The sequence below is a fragment of the Dyella sp. 01N36 genome (assembly GCF_056399745.1).
The window spans coordinates 1-1,771 of the sequence record NZ_JBFTRY010000346.1 but is presented as its reverse complement, the minus strand read 5'-3'; the positions used below and the strand labels follow the sequence as shown (position 1 = coordinate 1,771).

Below are 1,771 nucleotides of genomic sequence, written 5' to 3'. Positions count from 1 at the left end.
CCTCGAGCGTTCGGGCTTATCCCAACACGATGCTGCGGGCGTTTTAGGCCATTCTCTTTGGGTTACTTTTCTCTTGGGCCAGCAAGAGAAAAGTGACTCGAGCGGCGGCAGCCGTTCGAAACGCCCGCCGCGTAGGCGGCACCCTTGCGGTAACGCGACAATCAAAAACCGACGCTCTGGATGACCAGCCATGCGGCTGTTGAAAAGCACCTCCGGCCCACGCCGGGATGACGATTCCTTTCGCGCCGCGCGTCAGTAAGCGGCACAACAACCCACCCTCACCCCATCCGCCTCACCGCCACCACCGCATTCAACCCCCCAAACGCAAACGAATTGCTGATCGCCGCATTCACCTTGCGCTCGCGCGCCACATTCGGCACATAGTCCAGATCGCAGGCGGGATCAGGTTCGAGGTAATTGATGGTGGGCGCCACGATGCCATCGTGGATCGCGCCGATGGCGGCGATCAATTCCAGTGCACCGCCCGCGCCCAGCGCATGGCCATGCATGGACTTGGTGGATGACACCAACATTTCGCGCGCATGCGCGCCGAACACGCGATGGATGGCGCGCGTCTCGGTGCTGTCGTTGGCCACCGTGCCGGTGCCATGGGCGTTGACGTAGTCGACGTCCTCGGGCGCCAGGCCGCCATCGCGCAGCGCCATGCTCATTGCGGCGGCGGCGCCGATGTCGGACGGCGCGGCGATATCGCCAGCGTCGGAGCTCATGCCCGTGCCTGCGAGCTCGCAGATGATTTCCGCGCCACGTTTCTGTGCCGACTCCAGCGTCTCGATCACATACATCGCCGCACCTTCGCCCAGCACCAGGCCGCGGCGGCCCTTGCTGAAGGGGCGGCAGGTATCGGGGGCGAGCACGCGCATGGCTTCCCAGGCGCGCAGTGTGCCGAGCGTGATGCAGGCCTCGGTGCCACCGACCACGGCCGCATCGACGATGCCGGATCGGATCATCATCGCCGCCTGCGCAAACGCATGGTTGGAAGATGCACACGCGCTCGCCACCACGAATGCCGGGCCGGTGATGCCGTGCACCATGCTCACCTGGCTGGCGGGCGCGTTCATCATCATGCGTACGATGCTGAGCGGGTGGAAGCGGCCCTGGTGTTCGCCATACAGGCGTTCATAGAGATCGTCGCGGGTGGTCTCGCCACCGGCACCGGTGCCGATGACGACGGCGGCACGCGAGCCGGCTTCGCCCTCGAAGCTTATGCCCGACTGGCGGATCGCTTCGTTGGCTGCGATCAACGCGTATTCGCTGAACGTATCGAGCAGCGCGCGACGGCCTTCGTCAAAAAAGTTGGCGGGGTCGTAATTCGCCACTTCGGCCGCGATGCCGCCATTGCGCAGCTGGCCCACTTCGATGTGGTGGATCGGGCCGATGCCGGACCGACCCTCAGTCATCGCCTTCCACACGGAAGGTGCGTCGTGGCCGAGCGCGCAGATCGCGCCCATGCCGGTGATCACGATGCGGCGCATGAATTATTCGCTGGTCTTCTGGGCGAGCTGGCGCTCGATGGCTTCCACTAGCTGTCCGACGGTGCCGCCGTCGAAGTCGGTGTCTTCGTTGGGCAGGTTGATGTTGAAGTGTTCTTCGATATCAAAGATCACTTCGATGGCATCCAGTGAGGCGATACCCAGGTCCTTCAGGGTGGACTCCGGCTTGATCGTGTCGAGCTCGATCTTGGCCTGCTTGGCGATGATGTCGAAGGTTTCCTGCTGAACGTTGCTCATGTGTGCTTTCCTGGGGTCCATGG

General features: G+C 63.6%; 2 protein-coding genes. Both read right to left on the bottom strand.

Annotated features, from left to right (window positions below; all coding sequences use genetic code 11):
- Positions 1–278: 278 nt before the first annotated feature.
- Entirely contained in the window at positions 279–1,493 is a 1,215-nt protein-coding gene (locus AC1DMG_RS21940; RefSeq protein WP_477176307.1) for a beta-ketoacyl-[acyl-carrier-protein] synthase family protein, read from the bottom strand.
- Positions 1,494–1,496: 3 nt separating this feature from the next.
- Positions 1,497–1,748, bottom strand: a complete 252-nt coding sequence (locus AC1DMG_RS21935) for an acyl carrier protein (RefSeq protein ID WP_046971921.1) — start codon at positions 1,746–1,748, stop codon at positions 1,497–1,499.
- Between the last annotated feature and the right edge of the window lie 23 nt (positions 1,749–1,771).

Coding starts and splice junctions, on each gene's coding strand:
- AC1DMG_RS21940 (WP_477176307.1), bottom strand. CDS start 1,493: ATGCGCCGCATCGTGATCACCGGCATGGGCGCGATCTGCGCGCTCGGC.
- AC1DMG_RS21935 (WP_046971921.1), bottom strand. CDS start 1,748: ATGAGCAACGTTCAGCAGGAAACCTTCGACATCATCGCCAAGCAGGCC.